This is a genomic window from Pseudomonas sp. QS1027 (genome assembly GCF_002814235.1).
GTDB lineage: Bacteria > Pseudomonadota > Gammaproteobacteria > Pseudomonadales > Pseudomonadaceae > Aquipseudomonas.
In genome coordinates, this window is sequence record NZ_PHSU01000031.1 from 133180 (window position 1) to 157733 (window position 24554).

Consider the following 24554-nt stretch of genomic DNA (forward strand, 5'->3'; position numbering starts at 1 on the left):
GAATCCCCATGTCCGCGTCCATGAAGGTCGTCGTCCTGGCGGGGCCTGAGTCCAGTGGTAAAAGCTGGTTGTCCGCCGAGTTGCAAGCCCGTTTCGGCGGCCTGGTGGTCGGCGAATACGTGCGTTATTTCATCGAGTGCAACCCGCGCGATACGTGCCTGGCAGATATCCCGGCCATCGCCCGCGGGCAGCTCGAGTGGGAGGATGCGGCCCGTACGCAGGCGCCCAGGCTGCTGATTCTCGACACCCACTTGCTGGGCAACCTGCTCTGGAGCCGGACCCTGTTCGGCGAGTGTCCGGCGTGGATCGAACAGGCTCTTGAGGCACGCCACTACGACCTGCACCTGTTGTTGCGCCCCGAGGGCGTGGGCTGGACCGACGACGGCCAGCGCTGCCAACCGGAGCTGTCTGAACGCCAGGCCTTTTTTGCCGCCAGCCTGGATTGGCTGACCCGGCACGGGCAAGCAGTGAGCGTGATTGACGGCGATTGGCAGGCGCGTCGTGAACAGGCCTTCACTGCCGTCACCCGGTTGCTTGAAAGTACCTGAAGCCAGCGAAAACCCTGGAAAAACCGGGGTCAGTGTCCACTTATGAAACACTTCGTACACAGGCGAAGCCTCAAAATCAACGGTTCAGGCACGGCACTGCCCCAAGTGTTAAGCCGCTGATACACCTGCCCTGAAAGGCCCGTATTACCGCATTGCGCCGTATTTTCCCCGCCCCGCCCCCTCACTCCTGTCTCATCCGTGAAACAGCTTTCCCGCGTTTCATCCTCAATCAAAAACAACCCATTGTTTTAAAAGGAAAAACAAAAAGCGGCACAGCTTCTGCTCTTTCCCTCTCAACGCCAGGCTAGGGCCAGCGTACTGAAGAAGGAATGCCGTCATGGGGACTCTCACTACCGGCTTTACCCGCACCGTGCTGATCAGCTGCGCGATCAGTTCGATGCTCTGCCTCACGGCCCAGGCCGGTGGCAACGGAGTGATTGTCCTTGATCGTACCGTGCAACCTCAGAGTTATGGCCGCCCTGCCCTCCAGCCAGATCCCAACCCGGTCACCGTCAACACCAATCCATCCGGTCTGATCACTTCGATAACCGGCCGGGAACTGAGCGACGGCGATATCGCGGGTATCAGCACCGGCGGCTCCATCAGCCAACTGATCGACGCCAATACCACCAGCATGCCAGGCCTGAACAACCCCAATGGCCTGCCAGGCATGACTGCCGGACACGGCGGCGGCAATGGCGCCAGCATCGCCAACACGATCAACCACGGGTTGTCGGCCGGTATGAACGCCCTCGGCGCCATCGGCAAGGGGCAATGACATGCGCCATTCACTGTTTCTTCTCGCCCTGTTCAGCAGCGCCAGCGTATTGGCCGACTCAAGTAGCCCGGTCATCGACAGCGCCACGATCAACAACAGCGGCCAGCAATACAACGGCAACGTGATGGTCAACCAGGCCGCCGGCGACCAGCAGCAACAGCTCAACAGTCGCGCTATCGCGGTCGGCACCAGCGCCAACGCCACCACCTTGCTGAACCAGAAAATCACCAGCGGGGCCAGTACGGCGATCAACGCCAAGGCCGCCATCCAGGGCAACTCTTTCAGTAACGGCAACGGCATGATCGGGGTCAACCAATCCGCCGGTGCCAACAACCAGGCAATCAATGCCGTGCGGATCAGCATCAGTGCCGCGCCGCAAAGCATCGACGACAGCGTCCTGTCCCAACAGAACGTGGCGCTGTCACCGAACTCGGACTCATCCACACCCTCCGGCAGTCGCCAGGTCGTTACCAGCGACCAGGCCTTCACCGGCAGCCGGGGCGTGATTCAGGTGAGCCAGAGCGCGGGGGTGGGCAACCGTATGGCCAACACCCTCAGTATCCGGGTCGCTGATTGACCCGTGCAGTGCCAATTAGAAAGTACCAACACTTAACTCAACTAATAAGCACGGAGATACACACCATGAAACCCACAATGGCTCTCAAACCACTGGTCTTCGCACTGGCCGCCGTCATGGCAATGGCTGCCCAAGCAGGCGGCGATGATGGACACGGTCATCGTCATCATGACCATAACAAAGGCCCGGACCTCGCTACCCTGCTGCAGATCACTGCCGGCGCCAATGCCTCGGTGAACGACACCCAGGACAGCCACGGCAACGTTGTCACCAACGAAGGCACCCAGAACAATGGCAGCATCAACAACTCGTTGAACAGTGCCAGCGGCAACATGGGCGCCAACGCCGCAGCCGGCGACGGCAACCAACAACTCAACGAAGCCGCGCTGGCCACCGCCGACGAAAGCTTCATCTTCGGCAGCGCCACCTCCAATACCACGCTGACCCAGACCAACCACAACAACACAGTCGCCAATGAATCCACCCAAAACAACGGTTCATTGAACAGCTCTGGCAACTATGGCTCCGGCAACATGGGCGTCAACGTGGCCGCCGGCGACTTCAACCAACAGAAAAACGACCTGGCCATCGCCGTATCCGGCGGTCGTGTTGCCTCGGCAACGGGTTCGGCGACTCAGAACTCCAATGGCCTGCAAGTGGCCAACGCCGGGGTTCAGGCCTACAAAGTCACCACCCTCAAATCCACTATCGATCTCAAAGGCAGCTACAAAGGGACCTTTAGCGGCACTGTAAGCGATCCTAAAGGCGGTCATAACAATGACGGCTGGGGTGGTGACCAGGGTGACCATGGAAAAGGAACCATCAAAGGTACCGAGATGGGCACTATCGACCTGAATGGCGTCGCCACTTATCAAGTGATGACACCTAACGGCTGGACCATGCCAGTGGTCAACAACGCCAGCATCAACGGCTCGCTCAACAATGCCTCGGGCAACGTGGGCGCCAACGTGGCGGCCGGTGTCGGCAACCAACAGGGCAACACCCTGTCCATCGCTGCAGGCTGCCGCGCCTGCATGTAATGGCAACAGTACTGAGAGCCCCGGAAACGGGGCTCTTTTTTCAGCTCTGAGAGGCGTATGACCATGCGTACCATCGCCCTTGCCGTTGCACTTTTGCTCTCCATCCCTATTCAGGCCGCTACCATGGCCGTGCCCGGCCTGCCGGGCGCAGTGGTTTTCTACAAGCATGTACAAAGCATTCGCGAACGGCGTTTTTCCGACCTGGTCGAGCAGAAGACCGACTTCAGTTGTGGTGCCGCCGCACTCGCCACCCTCTTGCGCCAGGCCTACTGGCTGGACGTCAACGAAGAACAGATTATCAAAGGCATGCTGACCACCTCTGACCAGGAGCTGGTCAAGAAACAGGGTTTCTCCATGCTGGACATGAAGCGTTATATCGAAAGCATCGGCATGCGTGCCCGGGGCTACAAGATTCCCGCCGACAGCCTGCCCAGCGTAACCATTCCGGTCGTGGTGATGATGGACATCCGCGGCTACAAGCATTTCGTGGTGATGCAGCGCGCCGACAAGGACTGGGTCTATATCGGCGACCCGGTGCTGGGCCACAAACGCTACACCAATGCCGATTTCCAGAAAGGCTGGAACGGCATCATCTTCGCCATCATCGGCCCCGGCTACGACAAGAGCAACGCCTTGCTCGACCCACCGGCACCGCTGACGGCCAAGAACAAGCTGGACACCTTCCACCCGGTCAAGGACGCGGAACTGATGGATTTCGGCTTTATCCAGAGCGACTTCTTTTAAGGTGAACTAAAAATAAAGGGGCAGGATGCTCCGGGAGCAACACATGAAAACCTCACACAGGCTGATGGTCAGTTGTTTGGTGCTCGCCTGCCTGCCGGCACACGCTGCCCTGCCCTTCAAACCCATCGAACTGAAAGACTCGGAGATGTCCGAACTGCGTGGTCGCTACGTCATGCCAGGACGCATCATCAGCTTCGGGATTGTCATGCAAAGTACCTGGACCAACGCCCGTGGCGACACCATCGGCGCGGCCACTTCCCTGCAAATCCAGCAATCGACCGTCAAACCGCAGTTCTACGTCACCACCTTCAGCACCCAGGGCAATGGCTCGGCTCCGACCCAAGGCACCGGCACGGTGATCGGCGGTGCCGGCCTGAACGCCTCGGCGGGTGTGACCCAGGTGGTGCGCGCCGCCGGCGACGGCAACAGCGCCAACAACAACGTCGCGATCAATGTCAGCGAAGCCAACCAGGTTCCAAGCAGCCCGCAGCAAATGGGCCAGGTGCTCACCAGCGGCGGCAGCATCACCGGTTCCAGCGCCGCCGGCAGCGTCACTGTCTCTGCCGCCGCCAGCGGCGTGACCATGCAGATATTGGCCAACAACAATCAGGGTAATGCGCTGCAGCAGATCGCCCAGGGCGGGGTGCTGCAGTCCACCACCCTGCTGGGTGGCAACAATCTGGTCAACAGCATGACCCAACTCAATGTGGTGTTGCAGAACAACATGCCTACCGTGGGGGCACTGGATTGCAGCCTGACTCAACTCAAGGGACTACGCAGCATGGGATTCTGAACTACGCTCATTTTCGACCATTGGATGTCAGAAAAGGACGACTTATTTCATGTCTCTATCGCTCTCGCTACGCATGGCGGTATGTGTGGGTGCCCTCTTCCCGGCGGCGATGCTACAAGCAGCGCCGGATGCCGAAGTCGAGGCCCTGAAACAGGAACTCCAGGAGCTGAAACAACGCTACGTACAACAGCAACAAGCGTTGTCGGTACTGGAGCAACGGGTTAAGCAGGTCGAAGATCAGCCGGCAGCGCCGCCACCCAAACGCCTGGTCAAGTCTCCCGCGGACCTGAAAAAGGGGCAAACGGTGGCTGTGGGGGCCAGCACGAACGCTACAGGATCGGCGGCCAGCACGTCCGGCGCCTCTTACGGCCAGTCGCTCAAGGATGATTCGGCGCCGGCCCAGAGTGTCTCTGATCTGTACAACGAGGCCAGTGGCTTCTTCGGCAATGGCAAGTTCAGCGTCGAAACAGGGATCACCTATTCGCACTACGATACCCGACAGCTGTTTCTCAATGGCTTTCTGGCCCTGGACTCGATCTTCCTCGGCAATATCAATCTGGATAGGATCAAGTCCGACACCTGGACACTCGACCTGACCGGTCGTTATAACCTCAACAACCGATGGCAGTTCGACATAAACGCCCCGATTGTCTACCGGGACTCGGTCTATCAAGCGGGGGGCGGCAACGGCGGCGCGGCCGGAACTACCGTAGAGCAAACGGTGAAGCAGGATCCAGCCTTGGGTGACGTCAACTTCGGCGTGGCCTACAAGTTCCTCGACGAATCGGAGAATTGGCCGGACGCGGTCTTCAGCTTCCGGATCAAGGCGCCCACTGGCAAGGATCCGTATGGCATCAAGTTTCTCACCTCGTCTCAAAGCAACAGCCTGGCTTACCCACAAAGCCTGCCCACCGGCAATGGCGTCTGGTCTATCACCCCGGGTATCTCACTGGTCAAGACCTTTGACCCGGCCGTACTGTTCGGCACCCTGGCCTACACTCACAACTTCGAGGAGTCGTTCAGCGATATCAGCGCACAAGAGGGTGTGGTCGTTCCCGGCAAGGTCCGACTCGGCGACAGCTTCCAGATTGGCGCTGGCGTGGCCTTTGCCCTGAACGAGAAGATGAGCATGTCCTTCTCGTTCTCGGACCTGGTGCAAAGCAGGAGCCAGCTCCAGCAGAGCGGTCAGAGCTGGCAGAACGTGATCGGCAGCGATGCCAACTCCGGGTTCTTCAACATCGGCATGACCATTGCTGCTTCGCCGAGTCTGACCATCGTGCCCATGCTGTCCCTGGGCATGACCCCCGACGCGCCAAACTTCTCTTTCAGCGTGAAATTCCCCTACTACTTCTGACTTGGCACAATGGAAAAGGCCCGCAACGTGAAAACGCTGCGGGCCTTTTCTTTTCGCTCACCGCGCCCTAGCGGATCTGGTGCTTGTGCAGCAATCGGTAGAAAGTCGGGCGTGACACCCCCAGCACGCGAGCGGCGACGCTCATATTGTCGCTGTGCCGGTTCAGCACATCGCACAGCGCCTGGTGCTCGGCGCGGCGCACATAGTCTTCCAGGGTGCCCATGGGGGCGCTGTCGCAAGGCAGGCTGTCCAGCCCCAGGTCCCGGGCCTCGATCTGCCGTCCTTCAGCCAATACCAGCCCGCGCCTGACCCGATTGGCCAGCTCACGGACATTACCCGGCCAGGCATGATTGCCCAGGGCGATCAATGCCTCTTCGCTGAAACTACGCGGCCGGCGCCCGGTTTCCTGGCTGTAGAAATGGGAGAAATGGTTGGCCAGCATCGCCACGTCGCCATGCCGTTCGCGCAGCGGCGCCGTCATCACTTGCAGGACATTGAGCCGGTAATACAGGTCCTCACGGAAACGCCCGGTGCCGATGGCCGCTTCCAGGTCGACATGGGTCGCCGCCAGTACCCGCACATCCACCGCGATGGGCTGGCTACCGCCGACCCGCTCAATATGCTTTTCCTGGAGGAAACGCAAGAGATTGGCCTGCAACTCCAGCGGCAAGTCGCCGATTTCGTCGAGAAACAAGGTGCCGCCGTTGGCCGCCTCGATGCGCCCGACCTTGCGCTGGTGCGCCCCGGTAAAGGCGCCCTTCTCATGGCCAAACAACTCGGACTGGATCAGGTGTTCCGGAATCGCCCCGCAATTGATCGCCACAAACGGCTTGGCGTGCCGCTGGGACTGCCGGTGCAGGGTGCGCGCCACCAGCTCCTTGCCGGTCCCGCTTTCCCCACGGATCAACACCGGCGACTCGGTGGGCGCCAGTTTGCCCAGCAGCTTGCGCAGCTCACGGATCGGCCGGCTGTCGCCGAGCAACTCGTGCTCCGGCTGGTCGACATGGATCGAACCCTGGCCGCGCAAGCGCGCCATGCCGAAGGCGCGACCTAATGTCACCTGTACGCGGGAAACATCGAAGGGCAAAGTATGAAAGTCGAAGAACCACTCGCACACGAAGTCACCGACATTCTGCAAACGCAGCACTTCCTGGCTGAGAACCGCAATCCACTCGGTGCCGCTGCGGCTGATCAGGTCCTTGACCGCTTCAGGGCGTTCGAGATGAAAAGGTTGCAGGCGCAACAGGCCGACATCGCAGGAACGGTCGACGGCAGCGTCCAGATTACAACTGTCGACATCCCAGCCAACGGTGCGCAAGCCGGGTAACAGGCGATGACAGTCATCGCAAGGATCAACCACCAGCAGGCGTCTGAGCGGAACCGCTTCTTGCATGACTGATCCTTGGCGCCAGAGTTTTAAATATTTATTAGAAACAAGCAGTTGGCAAACCTGCCTGTAACACTAGCAAGAACTTGACGCAGACTTGTACCGTTTGGTTATAACTTTGCCGATGGATAAGCCATAAATCCGGAAAGTCGCGTGCCAGAGCCTTCGGGCGACCACTACTGGTTCAGTGGAACTGGCCTGAGTATCCCGGGGCTTGAACTGAGTATATGAAAGAAAGTGAAAAAAACTTTATGACTTGTGTGACCTGATGCCCGCGATCGGACATCAGTACAAGTAACCGACCGAAACGGTGAGCCCAAACCGACGGTCCAGAGAATTGTTTGGGCATACTTGAGAGAAAACCCCATGAACGCCCCGCTCCGTATGAACGAAGCACTTCTGATGGCCGGCCAGGCCCTCAAGCCATTCCAGTGTGTTGCCTGGGTGGCACAAGACAAAGGCGAACTGAGCCTGACCGTGATCGACCGTACCAACAACAGCATCGGTCGCCAGCAGATTCCTTGCAGCGCCTACTCCGACTCCGAGCAGTTGGTCAGCCTGCTGCAACAGGCCCGCGCGGAGTTGAGCCAGAAAGGCTACGACCTGCAGCCGTGGACATTGTCGGCCTGATAGCGCTCCAGAGAACACGCAACCCCCTGTAGGAGCAGAGCTTGCTCGCGAACCGCTGCAAGCGGCCATTCACCATAGAGCTACGGCGTCTATGAAGCCGTCTTCGCGAGCAAGCTCTGCTCCTACAGGGACCGCGTTTTCCCTGCATGATCGCAGTGCCTGTCAGACCGTTGTCAGGTCTTCGATATGCCGATACTGGGCACCCAGCTCCGCCGCCAATTGCACGGCACGTCCCAGACGGATCGGACCTTTTTCCAGGTCCACCAGCAAGGTCTGGCAGTTAAGCACCGGCAAGCCGGACCAGGCTTTCAAACGGCCATCTGTCAGCAACAGCACCCGCTGCTGTTCAGCCCCAAAGCGCTTCTGCCGCTTGGCCAACCAATCCGCTGCCTGCGTCAGCGCCGCCTGCAAGGGTGTGCCGCCCCCTGCCCCCAAGCCCTCCAGCCAACCACGCAAGTCACTCGAAGCCTTCAGCCCCTGAAGCTGCCACCTCGGCCGATCACCGCTGGCCGTCATCAACGCCAGGCGCGCCCGCTGCCGGTAAGCATCGTCAAACAACTGCGCCAGCAAGCCCTTGGCCTCACTCAACGCCTGATGTCGACGGGTCGAGGCCGACGCATCGACAATCACCAGCCACAATTCATGGGGCGAACGGCTGCGTGGACGAAAACGCAGGTCCTTGCGCGAACGCGGGCGCCCGCCCAACAAGGTCTCCACCCAACTGATCGAGCCGCTTTCGCCGGCCCGGCTGACGCCTTGACGCCCAGCGGACAAACGACCTGACCGAGGCCTGGCATCCGCCCCCGGCTTCAGTCGAGGGCGGATGCCTAGGGCTTTTTTGGCCAGCTCGGAATTTCCCGGCGCGCACCGACCGGCAAGGCCTGGGCCGGCAACTCACCCCATTGCCCCTGGCCCTGGGCCGGATCGCTCGCCGCCTGAGGTGCGGTGCCCGGATTCGACGCCGGCGCCGAGGCCGGCGGTGTCAGTTCGCGACGACGATGGCGCAAGGCAAACTCGGCCACCGCCTCGATATCCTCCGGGGCGATCTGCCCGGCCCCACGCCAGGCCGCATGGGCCCGGGCGGCACGCAACCACACCAGATCGGCGCGCAGGCCATCGACACCCGCCGCAAAGCAGCGTTCGGTAATCGCCTCCAGGGCCTGGTCATCCAGGTCGATATCCGGCAAACGCACGCGGGCCTGGCGGCAGCGCTCACGCAAAGCCTCCTGCGCCGGCGCCCACTGCTCGCAAAAGCCCTGCGGGTCGCTATCAAAATCCAGTCGCCGACGAATAATCTGCCCCCGTTCGCTCGGCTGTGGCTGGCCGCTGAGGGCCACGTTCAGGCCGAAACGGTCGAGCAACTGTGGACGCAATTCGCCCTCTTCCGGGTTCATGGTGCCGATCAGCACAAACCGCGCCGAATGCCGATGGGAAATACCATCACGCTCGACCCGATTGACGCCACTGGCGGCGACGTCCAGCAACAGGTCCACCAGATGGTCAGGCAGCAGGTTGACCTCGTCGACGTAAAGCACCCCGCCGTCAGCCTTCGCCAGCACGCCGGGGGAAAACTGCGTCCGGCCTTCGCCCAGGGCCGCGTCCAGATCGAGGGTGCCCACCAGCCGCTCTTCCGTCGCCCCCAACGGCAAGGTGACGAACAAGCCGCTGGCCAGCAGATCGGCCAGGCCACGGGCCAGGGTCGACTTGGCCATGCCCCGCGGGCCCTCGATCAGCACACCGCCGATCTTCGGGTCGATCGCCGTCAGGCACAGCGCCAGCTTCAGGTCGTCGGAAGCAACCACGGCCGACAGCGGGAAATGCGGGGTATCGCTCATGACTTGCACACCTCAGGAATCTTCTTCTATATCCAGCAGCAGGTTTTCCAATGCCTCGCGGTACTCGCCAGGCTCGCTCCACAACCCACGCTGCTGGGCTTCCAGCAGCCGTTCGGTCATATCTCGCAGCGCCGCCGGATTGTGTTCGCGGACAAAGTCGCGGGTGTCCGGGTCCAGCAGGTAGGCATCGGCCAGCAAGGCGTACTGGTGATCGTCGATCAGGCCGGTGGTGGCGTCGAAGGCAAACAGGTTGTCGACGGTCGCCGCCAGCTCGAACGCACCTTTGTAGCCATGGCGCTTGACCCCGTCGATCCATTTCGGGTTCGCCGCCCGTGAGCGGATCACCCGGTTCAACTCGTCCTTGAGGGTGCGGATCTTCGGCAGGTCCGGCTGGCTGTGGTCGCCATGATAGCTGGCGGCCTGTTCCCCGCGCAGGGTTTCCACCGCCGCCAGCATGCCGCCCTGGAACTGGTAGTAGTCGTTGGAGTCGAGCAGGTCGTGCTCTCGATTGTCCTGGTTTTGCAGCACCGCCCGGACCTGGCTCAAGCGTTGCGCGAACTGCCCGCGCGCCGCCGTGCCTTCATCCTGGCCGCCATAGGCATAACCGCCCCAGTTCAGGTAGACCTCGGCGAGGTCCTCGCGGCTCTGCCACAAGCGCCCGTCGATGGCGTTCTGCACCCCGGCGCCATAGGCCCCGGGTTTGGCCCCGAAAATTCGCCAGCCGGCCTGACGGGCCGCCTGCTCCTCATCCAGGCCTTCAGCCCGCAACTGCTCGCGCTCGGCGCGGACCCGGGCGGCCAACGGGTTCATGTCCGCCGGTTCGTCCAGCGCCGCCACGGCCTGCACGGCCGCGTCGAACAGGCGGATCAGGTTGGCAAAGGCATCGCGGAAAAACCCGGACACGCGCAAGGTCACGTCGACCCGCGGACGGTCCAGCAGGCTCAGGGGCAGGATCTCGAAATCGTCAACCCGCTGGCTGCCGGTGGCCCACACCGGCCGCACGCCCATCAGCGCCATGGCCTGGGCAATATCGTCGCCGCCGGTACGCATGGTCGCCGTGCCCCAGACCGACAGGCCGAGCTGGCGCAGATGGTCGCCATGGTCCTGCAAATGCCGTTCGAGAATCAGGTTGGCCGACTGAAAACCGATACGCCAGGCCGTGGTGGTCGGCAGGTTGCGCACATCCACGGAAAAGAAGTTGCGCCCGGTGGGCAACACATCCAGGCGCCCGCGACTCGGCGCACCGCTGGGCCCCGCCGGCACGAAGCGACCCGCCAGGGCATCGAGCAGGCCGTTCATCTCAGCCGGTCCACAGGCATCCAGGCGCGGCGCGACCACCGTCAGCAGCCCGTCGATAATCAGCCGTACATCGGCCCACAACGCCGTGTCCGGCCAATCGATTTCGGTTTGCAACGCCCGCTCGATCAGTTGCCCGGCGTACAGTTCGAGGCGCTCGCGGCTGTCGCCGGCGGTACGCCAGGTTTCCGTACTGACGCTTTGCAACGATTCGGGCCGGGGCCCGCCCCAGGGTTCGGCCAGGGCACAGTCCAGCGGATCGAAGCCCATTGCAAAGGCCTTGGCCAAGGCCCGCAACAAGCTGGACTGGGCACCACGCCCGTCACCCCGGGGAATCCGCAGCAAGGCCAGCAGCGTATCGATGCGCAGGCGCCCGGTTGGCGATTCGCCGAACACATGCAAACCGTCGCGGATCTGCGACTCCTTCAAGTCGCAGAGATAGGTGTCCAACCGGGGCAACCAGATCGCCGCGTCGGCATCGCTGTCCAGGCCCGCGTCGAGTTGCAGTTCACGGTCGATCTGCGTCTCGCGCACCAGCTTGAGAATATCGCGCTGCAATTCGCGGGCACGCCGTGGGTCGAGCAATTGCGCTTCGTAGTATTCGTCGGCCAGCCGTTCCAGGTCTCGCAGCGGTCCGTAGGTCTCGGCGCGGGTCAGTGGCGGCATCAGGTGATCGATGATCACCGCCTGGGTGCGACGCTTGGCCTGGGCGCCCTCACCCGGGTCGTTGACGATAAACGGATAGATATTCGGCAACGGCCCCAGCAATGCATCCGGCCAGCACTGCTGCGACAGACCGACGCCCTTGCCCGGCAGCCACTCCAGGTTGCCGTGCTTGCCGACATGGATCAGCGCATGGCTGCCATAGGTGTGCCGCAGCCAGAAATAGAACGCCAGGTAGCCATGGGGCGGCACCAGGTCCGGATCATGGTAGACCGCGCTGGCATCGACCTGATAACCCCGGGCCGGCTGGATACCGACGAAGGTCAGGCCAAAGCGCAGGCCGGCGATCATCATCCGCCCGCCACGGAACATCGGGTCCTGTTCCGGCCGGCCCCAGCGCGCCACGACCGCCTGGCGATTGGCCCCGGGCAGGCGCTCGAACATCGTCTGGTAATCGGCCAGGGCCATGCTCTGGTGACACGGCCGCAGGTCGAGGTTATCGAGATCATTGCTGACCCCGCCGAGCAAGGCCTGGATCAGCGCCGTGCCGCTTTCAGGCAAATCGTCACTCAGCGGATAACCCTGCGCCTTGAGCGCCCGCAGGATATTCAGCGCCGCCGCCGGAGTATCCAGGCCCACGCCGTTGCCGATCCGCCCATCGCGGGTCGGGTAGTTGGCGAGGATCAGGGCGATGCGCTTGTCCGCGTTGGGCACCCGCGCCAGATCGATCCAGCGACGGGCCAGTTCGGCAACGAAATCCATGCGTTCGGGCTGGGCGCGATAGCAGACCACATCACTCTGGCTGCGCTCGCTGCGCCAGGCCAGGTCCTTGAAGCTGATGGGCCGGCTGATGATACGCCCGTCCAGTTCCGGCAAGGCGATATGCATCGCCAGGTCGCGAGGGCCGAGGCCCTGCTCGCTGGCCTGCCAGCCGGGTTCGTTGTCCTGGGCGCAGATGGCCTGGATCACCGGAATATCCCGGCGAAACGGCCGCAGATGAGGGGCTTCAGGGCTGGACTGGGCAAATCCGGTGGTGTTGAGGATGATCGAGGCCGCCACCTCGTCCAGCAGGTCCTCGACCACGCTCAGGCACGCGGGTTCCTTGAGACTGGCCACGGCAATCGGCAAGGGATTGAGCCCGGCCGCCTGCAAGCGCTGGCAGAACACGTCGATGAAAGCGGTATTGGCCGCCTGCAGGTGCGAGCGATAGAACAGCACCGCCGCGACCGCTTGCCCGACCTGCCAGTCGGCGCGCCAACCCGCCAGTCCGGCGTCATGGCGGTGTGGATGATAGATCGCCGTGCGCGGTAAGGGCTTCGGCTCTTCCCAGGCATAATCGCGCCCCAACCAGCGGTTGGCGAGACAGCGATACAGGTCCAGGGCATTGCCCAGGCCGCCCTGGCGCAGGAAATGCCAGAGCCGCTGGCCTTCCTCGGCGGGCACCGTGCTCAGGTCGCTCAGTTCCGGGTCCGGACGATCGTCCCCCGGCACCAGGATCAGGGTCACCCCGCGCTCGGCCAGTTGCACCAGCCGTTCGATACCGTAGCGCCAGTAACCGATCCCGCCGTGCAACGACAGCAGGATGACCCTGGCGTGTTGCAGCACCCGATCGAAATAGAGGTCGACCGAGGCGTGATTCTGCACCTGCATGGGATTGGCCAGGCGCAGACTCGGATAATTTTCAGGCAGTTGCCGCGCCGCTTCGGCGAGCAATGCCAGGCTTGAATCGCCGCTGCAGAGGATCACCAGCTCGGCGGGGGTTTGTCCCAGGTCGGCGATGTTGTCATCCGACACGAAACCGCCGGGCTGGGTCCTGAGCAGATGCATGGGATCAGGCGGTCAGCGCGGCGCGCAGGGTCGATTCGAGCAGCGCGGCATCCAGCTCCTGGCCGATCAGCACCAGGCGGGTGACACGCGGCTCGTCCGCCGTCCAGGCACGGTCGAAGTGCTTGTCGAAACGGCTGCCCACACCCTGGATCAGCAGGCGCATCGGCTTGTTCGGGATCGCGGCGAAACCCTTGACCCGCAGGATGCCGTGCTTGACCACCAGTTGCGTCAGGGCGTCCAGCAGCAGGCTTTCATCGGCCTGCGGCAGTTCGAGGGAGATCGAGTCGAAGGCATCATGATCGTGGTCATCATGGTCGTCATCGCCATGGTGGTGATCGTGGTGGCTGTGACGACCGTCGATATGTTCCTCGGAACCGGCGCCCAGGCCCAGCAGCACGTCCAGGGGCAGGCGACCGCTGCTGGCTTCGATGACCTTCACCGCCGGCGGCAGCTCTTCGGCCACTTCCAGGCGCACCCGGGCCAGGTCTTCAGGGCTGATCAGGTCAGCCTTGTTGAGAATCACCAGGTCGGCGCTCGACAGTTGGTCGGCGAACAGCTCGTGCAGCGGCGATTCGTGGTCCAGGTTCGGGTCGAGCTTGCGCTGGGCATCGACCTGGTCCGGGAACGCAGCGAAGGTGCCGGCGGCCACGGCCGGGCTGTCGACCACGGTGATCACCGCGTCGACGGTGCAGGCGCTGCGGATTTCCGGCCACTGGAAGGCTTGTACCAGGGGCTTGGGCAACGCCAGGCCGGAGGTTTCGATGAGGATATGGTCGAGATCGCCACGACGCGCCACCAGTTCACGCATCACCGGGAAGAATTCTTCCTGGACCGTGCAGCAGAGGCAGCCGTTGGCCAGTTCATAGACACGGCCATTGGCTTCTTCTTCGGTGCAGCCGATCGAGCACTGCTTGAGGATCTCGCCGTCGATGCCCAATTCGCCGAATTCGTTGACGATCACCGCGATGCGGCGGCCCTGGGCGTTGTCGAGCATATGCCGCAACAGGGTGGTCTTGCCCGAGCCGAGAAAGCCGGTGACGATGGTGACGGGAAGCTTGGCCAGTGTTTTCATCGGATGCCCTTTGGCAAAGTGGCGGGCATACGGGACGAGAACCACAGCCCTTGGGCGCGGATGCGTTCGCCACCGGATCACCCCGCCCGGTTGTAGTGAGAAACGGTTACGAGGCAGGTCTCCTGGCTTACGGTCGGGCGGTTGGCGCCGCCTCCGGGAAGCACGCGAACCAGCCTGGCCTTGCGCCTTCCCGCCCAGGGGGCAGTGGCAGTGCAGGGCTATCGAACCGTTTACAGTTGCGGGGGCAGCCGCGGCATACCGCGTTCCCTTCTTAGCTTCGGCCGAGTGCCGAAGAACCTCGAAGCTGCAAGGCTACGCAGTGCGTCGGGGCAGGTCAATCGCGAGCGCCGCTGTGGTTTAATTGCGCCCCTTTTCCCGCCCTGCCCGTTTCAAGGAATCGTGTTATGAACGCCACCGACATCACCCAGGTCCTGGTTATCGGTTATGTCTGGCCGGAACCGCGCTCGTCGGCAGCCGGCGGGCACATGATGCAGATCCTCGAAAGCTTTCTCGAGGCCGGCTGGCGCATCACCTTCGCCAGCCCCGCCGTCGTCGGCGAACACAAGGCCGACCTGGCGAGCCTGGGCATCGAAGAGTGTCGCATCGAGCTCAACAACAGCAGCTTCGACCGTTTTGTCGCCGGCCTGCAACCGGACGTGGTGCTGTTCGACCGTTTCATGATGGAGGAGCAGTTCGGCTGGCGCGTGGAAAAACACTGCCCCACGGCCCTGCGGGTGCTGGAGACCGCGGACCTGCAAAGCCTGCGCGATGCCCGCCAGCAACAGCTCAAGGCGCGCCTGAAAGACGACCAGGACCTGAATGACTTCAGCGCCCTGTTCGCCCCCGACCAACGGCAAATGTTCGAACAGATGAGCGCGACCGATCAGGCCCAGCGGGAAATCGCCGCCATCTACCGCTCGGACCTGAACCTGATGATTTCCGATGTCGAGTCGCAGTTGCTGATCGAACAGTTCAAGGTCCCGCCAGCGTTGCTGCACTGGTGCCCGTTGATGATCGACACCCCCGCGACGGCCTGCCGTGATTTCGACGAACGCGCGCACTTTCTCAGCATCGGCAATTTCCGCCACGCGCCGAACTGGGATGCGGTGCTCTGGATGAAGACCACGATCTGGCCGCTGATCCGCCAACAGTTGCCCACCGCCCAATTGCATATCTATGGCGCCTACACCCCGCCCAAGGCCACCGCGCTGCACAATCCCGCCCAGGGCTTTCATGTCATGAACTGGGCCGAGGATGCCTTGGAAGTCATGGCCGCGGCGCGGGTTTGCCTGGCGCCGCTACGGTTTGGCGCCGGGATCAAGGGCAAGATCGTCGACGCCATGCTCTGTGGCACAGCGAATGTCACCACCCCGATCGGTGCCGAAGCCATGCACGGTGAGCTGCCCTGGGCCGGCGCCATCGAAACCAGCGCCGTCGCCCTGGCCCAGGCGGCCGTGCGTCTCTACCAGGACCGTGCGCTGTGGCAGCAGGCCCAGGCCAACGGCCAGGCGCTGCTCGCCGCCCGTTATGAGCGTCGGGTCCATGGCCCCGCGTTGATTGCCCGGATCCAGGCCTGCCGCGAGGACCTGGCGGCCCATCGCCGGGACAACTTCACCGGGGCGATGCTGCGTCACCATCATCACAAGAGCACGCAGTACATGTCCCAGTGGATCGAGGCGAAGAACCGCACCGACTGAGTCGTCAGGAGGCACCCAGGACCTGACGGATCTCGATCAGTTGCGCCGGCTCGCCGGACACCACCACATGGGCCGACAGCGGCGGCAGTTGCCGCCCCTCCGGCGTGCGGCTGGGCCTGACGGAGAAGTTGACGGTAATCAGGGTGCCGTCGGCAAAGGTCGAGCGCTGCAGCAGGCGGTCCCCGGACAACACCTGGAAATCGTCCATGGCCTGGCTGAACAGGCGCTCGTGCAAGGGCCGGAACACCTTGTCGTAGGCGCTGATCAGCGGCAGGTCGCGGGGGATCACCTGATCGTTGAGGTGATACAGCGGCGGCACCATGTACAGCAATTGCAGCAACGCCGTGACATCACGTTCGCTGGAGAACTTCAGCGAGCCGTACTCCCAGTGGTGGGTACTGACCAGGCTGTCATGCAGCGCGATCTGGTACAGCGGCAGGCGAAACTCGGCGGAAGTCACGAAGCGCGCCACCTCCGGCTTGAGCGGGACCGCCTTGAAATACAGGTTGGGGGTTTCCGGCGGCCAATAGCCGCCCAGGTAGTAGCGCGAGCGCTTGTTCTTGCGCATGTCCGCGTCCATCCAGGCAAAGGGCTGGGTCGCGATGCCATGGCTGAAGGCGATGATCGACGCATAGAAGGACTGCCCGCCTTCGCTGCCCGTGACCAGGTCCAGTGCCTGGACCGGATACGCCAGGCGTCGGCGGCGTGCCTCGGCATCCTGCGCCTGGCTGGTTTCCCGACCCGGAGTGTAATCACTGAACTCGGGCCCGGCGGCATCGACATCGAGAAAGTAACTGTTCAAACGCCCCGCCCGCGCCACGGCACTGATCCGTTGCCGGGCATAGGTTTCGACACTGCGCGGGTTGACGAAAACACCGCGACCATTAAAACCCTGGACCTTCTTGCCCTGCTCGTCGGTATAACCGGCCGCGGCCAGTTCGTCACCCATCTTCGCGGTCGCCCAACTGGCTTGCAGATTAGACGGATGCGCGCTGCCGTAGCTGTCGTAGGCCGACACCAGGTAGCCGGCGGCCTTGGCGGCATCCACCGCCTCGGGGTGCCAGAAGGTATCGCGCCAGTCATCGGCGCCCAGCCAGGCCCGGGCCAGACCCGCGCCCTGCAAGGCGGCAACGGTGTCCAGGGACAAGCCACCGCCCCAGCGCTCGGCCGGTGCCAACAGATCACCAAAGGCCTCGCGCAACTGCTGACGCACCGTTTGCGCCCAGGCCACTTCGGCCAGGGGATCATGATTGCCGGGCAGCGGCGCCTGGGCTTCACGCCCGATCACTGCGAGCAACCCGGAGTTGATCGCCCGGATCACCTGGGTCCGGGCAAAGGGTGGAACCTGCTCAAAGGCACTATCGGCTTCGCCCAACGCCAGCAGGAAGGCCTCGCGGGCCTTGAGCTCGAAGGCCCCCCAGAGCCTGGACGCCAGGTGATCGCTGTCATCCCGGTGGCGGGCAAAAAAGCGCAGGAACTCCGGCCAGTGCAGGACATCGCCGGCCTTCAGCGGCCCGGCATCCCACAGATAGATATGCGGTGCGCCGCCCAGGCGGGCAACCTGCGGTTGAGTGTGGATTTTTTCGCGCAACGAGACGAACTGATCATGATCGCGCAGCCATTGCCGGTACAGCCGTGCGCCGATCAACGGCTCCCGCGGGCCGACGACGACACGCACCCGGTAAGGTGCGCCGGGGGCCAGACGATTGAAGGCATGGCTGAGGATCGGCAACGGCCGGGCGTTTTGCTCCTTGATGCCAAAACTGGTGTTGAACGGCGTCTCGACGATCCAGGTGATGGAATAGTCCTTGCGCAATTCGGTCCAGAACGGCATCGACAACACCCCATTGAGCCGCGCCGGCTGATAACGCCGCAGCAGCCAGTCGAGCCATTGCGGATCGTCGCTGGGGATATAGGCGCCTTCGCCAAACGGAATTGCATGGGCCTCGATCACCCCGTCCTCAATAGGCCTGGGCCACTGCAGCCGCCCTGGTTGTTCGGCATGCACCGTGACCAGCAGGGCATCCCGGTCCACCCCGACCTCGACCCTGAAATCCTGGTCGGCCTGCCGCACCCGCCAGCGGTTGCCGTCTCGCTCGATGACCTGCGCGTCCTTGTCGAAGGCCGCGGCGCTGAGCAGGGCCGGGAGCCGATGTTCGTCGTTGTGGTGCAGGGACACGGCCAGGGTGGCCGGATCGATGACAAAGGTTCCTGAACGATGAGGCAGGTAGACCTGGGAGGCCCCTTCGACGGTCAGGGCCAAGGTCCATCCGAGCAGGGTCAGCCAGATCGGCAAGCAGCGACGATCATTCATCCACCGCGGCGGCATGGCCTTCATGTTGTCCTCGTCGATTCAGGTGTGTAAACCGACGAACCTTAACTGAGCGGGGAGAAAACACCCTGTAGTCCCCTTCTCCTCAATTCGAGTGAAAGCACTAAAAATCAGCACCCCCACAACAAATAGGTTTCAGGACTTGAGTGGCCGACGCAGCAGGTAACAATCCATGATCCAGCCTTTGCGCTTGCGCGCCGCTTCGCGCACACGACGAATCCGCTCGCCCACCTCGTGCAGCTTGCCGGCCACCAAGAGTTCGTCTTCAGTGCCCAGGTAGGCGCCCCAATAGATTTCCAGGTCCTGGTCGGCGAACTGGCCGAACGCGCAGCGGGCATCGAGCATGACCACCACATTGTCCAGGTTGGCTGCCTCCAGCCGTCGCCCGGTGGTGATCAGCAACGGCTCGCCGATACGATTCAGGGGAATCCGATGTTGCGCGGCCAGCACCTGGATACTGCTGATGCCCGGAATCACCTCGACGGCGAACGCCGGACCGCCCAGCGCACGGACCCGTTCAAGAATCCTCAGGGTACTGTCATAGAGTCCGGGATCGCCCCAGACCAGGAACGCGCCGCTCTCATCCTCGCCGAGCTCTTCGTCGATCAGCCGCGCGAACAGCGCGGCCCGTTGCCGGTGCCAATGCTCGACACCCGCCTCGTAGGACGCCGCCGAGTCCTCGCGTACCGGGTCGCTGACCTGCACCTGTCGGCAGCCGGGCTGCTGGATGTAGCGCTCGCAGATGTCCTTGCGCAAATTCAGCAGATCGTCCTTGGCCTCGCCCTTGTCCAGCAGGAACAGCACCGAGGCGCGATTGAGCGCGTTGATCGCCTGAACGGTGATCTGCTCCGGGTGGCCGGGGCCCATGCCGATCAGAAGAAGGGTTTTCATGGCTGGCGCTCCGGTTGGCTGGCGCCTGGCGCGTGCCCCTCTTGGGCACGGTGCAACTGGCGCGATGGTGAGGATGAGGGCATTATCGGAAAGCGCCCACAACAAAAAACGACAAAAGTAGCCAGGCATGACCCGAGCAGCCCGCGTCACCGACCCCTCCTACGAGCTGATGGACGACCACAACGGCCTGTCGATCATCTATCGCCAGCATGGTTTTCCCTGCCCCCTGGTCCGTTGGCATTTCCACAAGGAATACGAGCTGCACCTGATCGTCGCCAGTTCCGGCAAGGTGTTCATTGGCGACTATATCGGCAACTTCTACCCGCAGACCCTGTTCCTGACCGGCCCCAACCTGCCCCACAACTGGATCAGCCAGGTGGCCGAGGACGAAGTGGTGCCCAAGCGCGACATGCTGGTGAACTTCACCGACGAACTGTTCGAAAGCGGCCATCTGGTGTTCGCCGAGCTGAAAACCCTGACGCCACTGCTGGAACGGGCCCAGTACGGCATCGAGTTCCGTTGCCAGCACACCGTGCGCCAGGCCACGACCTTGATGCAGCGTATCGCCGACTCCCAGGGAGTCACCCGGCTCGGTCACTTCCTGATCCTGCTGGAGCTGCTCGGCAACTGTGACGACTACCAGTTGCTGTCGGGTGTTACCACACCACAACTGGCCGACGAGCACAATATCGACCGCACCAACCGGGCGGTCGACTACATCTTTGCCCACTATGCCCGGGAACTGCCACTGGAAGAAGTGGCCGAGTACCTGGGCATGAAGCCCACCTACTTTTCCCGGGTCTTCAAGCAGGCCACCGGCCGTTGTTTCGTCGAATTCGTCAATCGCCTGCGTATCAGCAAGTCCTGCGAATTGCTCGCGGACGGCGACAAACCGGTGACCGATGTCTGCTTCGAGTCAGGCTTCAACAATATCTCCAACTTCAACCGCCGCTTCCAGCAACTCAAGGGCATGACCCCCTCGCATTACCGACGTTTGGCGGTCCAACGCCTGACCGAGCAGAACCACGGCTGAAGCCGTGGTCGACAGGTCAGGCCAGGGCGGCAAAACCACGCTGCAAGTCTTCAATCAGCGAGGTCACCGCCTCCAGACCGATATGCAAGCGGATAACCGGGTGCAGTGTCGGCCCGGCAAATTGCCGCTCGCTCACATCCACCACCGTCACCAGGCTTTCATAACCGCCCCAGGAAACACCCAGCCCGAACAACTGCAACGCTCCGATAAAGCGCTCCAACTGCCCGGGATCGGCCTCGGCGAACTCGAACGACAACAACCCGTTGCTGCCACTGAAATCCCGCACCCACAGTTCATGATCCGGGTGCGTGGACAAGGCCGGATGGAACACCTGCCGCACCTGTGGCTGCGCCTGCAACCAGCGGGCGATTTCCAGCCCCTGGCGCTGGTGCACCTCCAGGCGCGCCGCCAGGGTCCGCGCACCGCGCAGCACCAGGTAGGCATCATCCGGGCTCACCGTGTTGCCAAAGCTGTCGCTCATCCGCGACAGCGCCGGCCAGGCCGCCTCGGTGGTACAGACGCTGCCCATCACCACATCGCTGTGACCGCACAGGTACTTGGTCAGGGCCATGATCGAGATATCCGCCCCCAGGGCCAACGGCCGGTACTGGTAACCCGAACCCCAGGTGTTATCGACCGCCAGCAGGATACCCCGCGGCTTGCACAGGGCCGCGATGGCCGGCAGGTCGTTCAGTTCGTAGAGCAGGGAGCTCGGCGACTCGCAGTAGACCATGCGGGTATTGGCCTGCAAGCGTGACTCGATATCCCGGCCATCCGCCGGAAAATAGCCGACTTCAACGCCAAAGGGCGCGAGGAACTCCTTCGCCAGGCGCCGCACCGGGAAGTAGACGCCATCGGTAATCAGCACATGGTCGCCCGGGCGCAGATAGGCCAGGAAGGTCTGCGCCACTGCCGCCAGCCCGGTACCGAACAGACGTGTGCGATGACCGCCTTCCAGCTCCGTCACCAGGTCTTCCAGGGCAAAGGCCGTGGGATTGCCCCGAGCGCCGTAGCTCAGGACCCGTTCGCTGTCGCGGCGGCGGCGCGCCTCACGCATATCCGCCAGGTTGTCGAACAGTACGGTACTCAGCCGGGTGACCGGCACGTTCACCGAGCGCGGGCCATTGCCCTTGACGGTACGGGCGGCATGAACCAGCCGGGTCCGCACATCCACCGCAGCCTTGGCGGGCGCCAACGGCTTCAGGCTGGCGATCTCCGCTGGCGTCATCTGCCCCAGCAGGCCGGTTTCCCAGGCCAGGTACTGGCGTGCCGCGTCCTTGTTGCCGGAATGGCGGTCGTGGGTGAAAAACAGAAAGTCGATGCAACGCTCGTCAGGCAACACCGACGCATCATTGACCACCGTCAGCCCGGCCGCTTGCCAGACCGACAGGTCCGCACTGAAAAACTGCGCCCGCGCCCGCTGGGCCTCGGGCAATTCCAGGGCCGCCAACTGTGCAACCGCGATATCGTCCGCCAGCAACACCAGGGGCCGTTCTTCACCGGCTACTTCAGCGGCAAGCAACGAACGGATCGACCACTGCGAGCCGGCCAGATGGGCTTTGCGAAAGGCCATGCTCGGGCGCAGGTCGATCAGCACCACCGCGTCTTCGGCCAGTTCACGGGATAGATCCCGCGCCTCAATCACGGGCAATTCGGACCACGGCAAGGCGCTCGCCAACGGCAAGCGCAAGCCGCTGTACAGTCCGTCTTCCAGCACTCGGGCATCGTGTCCCAACTGGCGCAGCCAACTGGCGACAATCGGTGCACGCACACCGTCGTCATCGAACACCACCACCCGCGCCTGGCGCACACCGATATACAGGTCGGTGGACTGGATCAGCTGGCCACCCGGCGTGTGCTGCGCACCCGGCAGGCTACCAAGGCCAAACTCCTCGGCACTGCGTACATCGCAGAGGAACAGGCTGCCCTCAGCCGCTTGCGCCCAGATCGTGACCTGCGCCGCTGTAACCGTTGGCACTTCGGCACGCCGGGCCAAAGCACGGGCGGCCTCGCGCTGCTGCTCGATACCGGCGGGCGGCAACCCGTCAGCGTAGCGGCGGGTGCTGCCATGTTCCAGCTGAAGGTCGGCCAGAAACCAACCCTGGGTGCCGTTTTCCAAGGCATAAACCGGGTTCTTCACCCCGAGGTTGATCAGCGTCTGGGCCCCGATAATGCTACGGGTACGCCCGGCACAGTTGATCACGATCGGCGTCGACTCGTCCGTCACCAGGTCGTGCAGGCGATAACCCAGCTCACCGTTCGGACAGCAGACCGAGCCCGGAATGGTCATCTTGCGGTATTCGTCGAACGGACGACCGTCCAGCAGCACCAGGGGTTCGCCCCGGGCCTGCCAATCGGCCAGTTCGGTCGCACTGATATGCGGCGTATGGCAGGCTTCTTCCACCAATTCGCCAAAGGCCTTGGACGGCACATGCACGCCGGCGAACAACCGCAGGCCCGCCGCCTGCCAGCCGTCGGCACCGCCCTGCAGAATATGCACCTGCTCATAGCCCAGCGCTTGCAGGCGTTGCGCGGCACGGGCAGCCAGTTCACCGCCCTCCTGGTCGTAGATCACCAGCCGGACTCGCAGCTCGGGCGCCAGGCGTCGGGCTTCCAGTTCCAGGCGGCTATAGGGCAAATGCACCCCGTGAAACAGATGGGCCTCACCGTACTGGCCGTGTTCACGCACATCGAACAGGGCGATTTCACGCCCGTCGAACAGCCATTGCTGCAACTGCGCCGGTGTAATGGTTTTACTCACACAAACCCCGTTTTCCAGTGAAAAGCTCATTCCAGCACCAGCGAGCGCTCGCCCGCGGCCAGCTCGCGGCCCCTGGCATAGGCGCGCTGCACCGCCGGACGGGCCTTGATGCGTTCGCGCCAGCCGTTGATCGCCGGGTAGTCGCCAAGGTCGAACCCCTGCCGGGCAGGCTGGATCCAGGGAAAGATGGCCATATCGGCAATGCTGTATTCACCCGCGACAAAATCCTGCTGGGCCAGGCGTCGCTCCAGCACTTCATACAGCCGGGTGGCTTCGCCTTGCAGCAGGTCGAGAGCAAAGGGAATCGGCTCCGGGGCCTTTTCCCGGAACAGCTGCCACTGACTCAGGTACGGCGTGATATGCCCCACTTGCCAGAATAGCCACTCCTGCACCCGCCGCCGCTCGCGACTGCCGACCGGCGCAAGGAACTGCCCGGTCTTGTCGGCCAGGTAATTGAGAATCGCCCCGGATTCGAACAGGCTCAGCGGCTCGCCACCGTCGGCCGGCTGGTGATCGACGATCGCCGGGATCCGCCCGTTGGCGCTGATCTGCTGGAACGCCGCTTCACGCTGCTGGCCCTGGCGAATATTCACCGGCAGCAGGCGATACTCCAGCCCCAGTTCCTCGATCAGGATCCCGACTTTCAAGCCATTGGCCGTCGGCCAGTAATGGAGGTCGATCATGCCGCATAAGCCTTGATCGAAGGCGCCATCTGCGAAGCGTTGTAGTTGAGGATGCTGCCGTCGTCCTGCACGCCATAGCGACCATTGAGCGACTCCAGCGGACGCCCGTAAAGATGGAAATGCAAGGTCGCCTGCTCGCCATCGACACGGATGCTGTGCAGGTCTTCACCGAGGAAGGCGATGGAAGTCCCCGGCTGGACCACGACTTCGCGCTCAAGCTTGAGATCGGCGCGCTGAGGGTCGCTGCCGTCATCACCGCGAGCATAGACGCGGTTGAGTTCCTGGCCTTCAACGGCACTGATCACTGCCCAGGTTTCGTGGTTGTGGGCGATGGTGTTCTTGCCCGGCAGCAGCGAGTTGAGGTACAGGGTCGGGGTTTCGCCATCGTCGTTCAGGCGATAGCGGAAGGCGGTATTGCCCTCGCCGGCCACCGGGGCCGGAAAGGCCTCGAAGTTGAACAGGTCGCGGCGTTCGGCAAGGTCTTCCAACAGGGCGACGATCTCTTGCAAAGCGGCACGGTCGACGCCGCGTTGATGGATGGCGCGGATCTTCACCAGGAAAGATTCGATCACGTTGGCGCGTTCGGTGGTGCTCATGGGCAGGCTCCTTATCG

The 24554-nt window shown here is 63.0% G+C and carries 20 protein-coding genes and 1 riboswitch; of the genes, 10 read left to right on the forward strand and 10 right to left on the reverse strand.

The genetic code is table 11. The annotated features are described in order from the left end of the window. Positions 1-20 precede the first annotated feature (20 nt). The 7 genes from CWE01_RS25945 (at position 21) to CWE01_RS25975 (ending at position 5834) form a co-directional block, all read left to right on the forward strand. Entirely contained in the window at positions 21-548 is a 528-nt protein-coding gene (locus CWE01_RS25945) for an AAA family ATPase (protein ID WP_100943484.1), read from the forward strand. A gap of 337 nt (positions 549-885) precedes the next feature. Then, a complete protein-coding gene (locus tag CWE01_RS25950) occupies positions 886-1326 on the forward strand; it encodes a hypothetical protein (protein WP_100943396.1) in 441 nt (146 codons plus the stop codon). 1 nt (position 1327) lies between these two features. Next, on the forward strand, positions 1328-1903 hold the full coding sequence (locus CWE01_RS25955) for an adhesin (protein WP_100943397.1): 576 nt from the start codon (positions 1328-1330) through the stop codon (positions 1901-1903). A gap of 65 nt (positions 1904-1968) precedes the next feature. After that, entirely contained in the window at positions 1969-2943 is a 975-nt protein-coding gene (locus CWE01_RS25960) for a heme utilization protein (protein ID WP_100943398.1), read from the forward strand. A gap of 63 nt (positions 2944-3006) precedes the next feature. Next, the gene (locus CWE01_RS25965) at positions 3007-3687 is read left to right on the forward strand and encodes a C39 family peptidase (protein ID WP_100943485.1); all 681 of its coding nucleotides are present in this window, start codon (positions 3007-3009) and stop codon (positions 3685-3687) included. 43 nt (positions 3688-3730) lie between these two features. After that, positions 3731-4480 carry a hypothetical protein gene (locus CWE01_RS25970; protein ID WP_100943399.1) on the forward strand — a complete coding sequence of 250 codons (750 nt, stop codon included), beginning with the start codon at positions 3731-3733 and terminating at the stop codon, positions 4478-4480. A 49-nt stretch (positions 4481-4529) separates the two neighbouring features. Beyond that, positions 4530-5834 (forward strand): hypothetical protein, encoded by a 1305-nt coding sequence (locus CWE01_RS25975; protein WP_100943400.1) that lies wholly within the window; start codon positions 4530-4532, stop codon positions 5832-5834. A gap of 67 nt (positions 5835-5901) precedes the next feature. On the opposite strand, the gene CWE01_RS25980 is transcribed toward CWE01_RS25975, so the two are convergent. Then, positions 5902-7227, reverse strand: a complete 1326-nt coding sequence (locus CWE01_RS25980) for a sigma-54 dependent transcriptional regulator (RefSeq protein ID WP_100943401.1) — start codon at positions 7225-7227, stop codon at positions 5902-5904. Between the two features lie 360 nt (positions 7228-7587). On the opposite strand from CWE01_RS25980, the gene CWE01_RS25985 reads away from it, so the two are divergent. Then, entirely contained in the window at positions 7588-7851 is a 264-nt protein-coding gene (locus CWE01_RS25985; protein WP_100943402.1) for a hypothetical protein, read from the forward strand. Positions 7852-8013: 162 nt separating this feature from the next. Here CWE01_RS25985 and CWE01_RS25990 read toward each other — a convergent pair whose 3' ends face one another. From CWE01_RS25990 to cobW, 4 genes are read right to left on the reverse strand one after another with little or no spacing between them, the layout of a single operon-like run. Next, entirely contained in the window at positions 8014-8625 is a 612-nt protein-coding gene (locus CWE01_RS25990) for a VWA domain-containing protein (protein WP_100943403.1), read from the reverse strand. A gap of 53 nt (positions 8626-8678) precedes the next feature. Continuing rightward, positions 8679-9686: an ATP-binding protein gene (locus CWE01_RS25995; RefSeq protein ID WP_100943404.1), complete on the reverse strand. Its 1008-nt coding sequence runs from the start codon at positions 9684-9686 to the stop codon at positions 8679-8681. A 12-nt stretch (positions 9687-9698) separates the two neighbouring features. Further along, positions 9699-13472, reverse strand: a complete 3774-nt coding sequence (gene cobN, locus CWE01_RS26000) for a cobaltochelatase subunit CobN (protein ID WP_100943405.1) — start codon at positions 13470-13472, stop codon at positions 9699-9701. A gap of 4 nt (positions 13473-13476) precedes the next feature. Next, complete coding sequence (cobW, locus tag CWE01_RS26005) at positions 13477-14544, reverse strand: cobalamin biosynthesis protein CobW (protein WP_100943406.1); 1068 nt, start codon at positions 14542-14544, stop codon at positions 13477-13479. Positions 14545-14638: 94 nt separating this feature from the next. Continuing rightward, a riboswitch (cobalamin riboswitch) is annotated at positions 14639-14860 on the reverse strand. 88 nt (positions 14861-14948) lie between these two features. Between cobW and CWE01_RS26010 the strand changes: the two genes are divergently transcribed. Continuing rightward, positions 14949-16241 (forward strand): glycosyltransferase family 4 protein, encoded by a 1293-nt coding sequence (locus CWE01_RS26010; protein ID WP_100943407.1) that lies wholly within the window; start codon positions 14949-14951, stop codon positions 16239-16241. A 4-nt stretch (positions 16242-16245) separates the two neighbouring features. Here CWE01_RS26010 and CWE01_RS26015 read toward each other — a convergent pair whose 3' ends face one another. Then, entirely contained in the window at positions 16246-18579 is a 2334-nt protein-coding gene (locus CWE01_RS26015) for a glycoside hydrolase (protein WP_256579415.1), read from the reverse strand. Positions 18580-18708: 129 nt separating this feature from the next. Continuing rightward, on the reverse strand, positions 18709-19464 hold the full coding sequence (gene cobF / locus CWE01_RS26020) for a precorrin-6A synthase (deacetylating) (RefSeq protein ID WP_100943408.1): 756 nt from the start codon (positions 19462-19464) through the stop codon (positions 18709-18711). A gap of 127 nt (positions 19465-19591) precedes the next feature. Between cobF and CWE01_RS26025 the strand changes: the two genes are divergently transcribed. Then, positions 19592-20497, forward strand: a complete 906-nt coding sequence (locus CWE01_RS26025) for an AraC family transcriptional regulator (protein ID WP_100943409.1) — start codon at positions 19592-19594, stop codon at positions 20495-20497. A 16-nt stretch (positions 20498-20513) separates the two neighbouring features. Here the strand turns inward: CWE01_RS26025 and metC are convergent, their stop codons facing one another. From metC to CWE01_RS26040, 3 genes are read right to left on the reverse strand one after another with little or no spacing between them, the layout of a single operon-like run. Further along, positions 20514-23258: a cystathionine beta-lyase gene (metC, locus tag CWE01_RS26030; RefSeq protein WP_100943487.1), complete on the reverse strand. Its 2745-nt coding sequence runs from the start codon at positions 23256-23258 to the stop codon at positions 20514-20516. A gap of 26 nt (positions 23259-23284) precedes the next feature. Then, entirely contained in the window at positions 23285-23941 is a 657-nt protein-coding gene (locus tag CWE01_RS26035) for a glutathione binding-like protein (protein WP_100943410.1), read from the reverse strand. Beyond that, the gene (locus tag CWE01_RS26040; protein ID WP_100943411.1) at positions 23938-24537 is read right to left on the reverse strand and encodes a cysteine dioxygenase; all 600 of its coding nucleotides are present in this window, start codon (positions 24535-24537) and stop codon (positions 23938-23940) included. The genes CWE01_RS26035 and CWE01_RS26040 overlap by 4 nt, the downstream gene beginning before the upstream one ends. Positions 24538-24554 lie beyond the last annotated feature (17 nt).